The sequence below is a fragment of the Adlercreutzia equolifaciens genome, from assembly GCF_029076695.1.
GTDB classification, from domain to species: domain Bacteria; phylum Actinomycetota; class Coriobacteriia; order Coriobacteriales; family Eggerthellaceae; genus Adlercreutzia; species Adlercreutzia equolifaciens_A.
The window spans coordinates 1-300 of record NZ_JARFIK010000416.1 but is presented as its reverse complement, the minus strand read 5'-3'; the positions used below and the strand labels follow the sequence as shown (position 1 = coordinate 300).

1 pseudogene is annotated in these 300 nt (G+C 63.3%); it reads right to left on the bottom strand.

Going from position 1 to position 300, the window contains the following annotated elements:
• Window positions 1-88: 88 nt before the first annotated feature.
• A pseudogene (locus PZH32_RS12975) lies at window positions 89-300 on the bottom strand (hypothetical protein); the annotation flags it as partial.

Sequence of the window (300 nt, the reverse complement as noted above, 5' to 3'; positions counted from 1 at the left end):
ATATTCTCTAACATAGCTGGTACCTCTCAAACGCTGCAAGCGGGCGCCATGGCCCGCGCATCGTGTATCCGCGCCATTATATCGAACATTAGTCCGCATGGATACAGCCGGTCTCGCTTTTACCGCGCTCTCCCGATGCTTCCCCGTCGCCCGCGTCGCAGCCCCAGTCCAGAATCTCGTAGCCCTCGGCGTTGTCCGTGCGCGTCAGGGGGCGATCGGGCGTTACCGCGCAGGCATGGCGCGCCTCGCCCAGCTTGGCGCGATCGGAGTGATGATCGCCGTATGCGTAGGCCAGCTCCC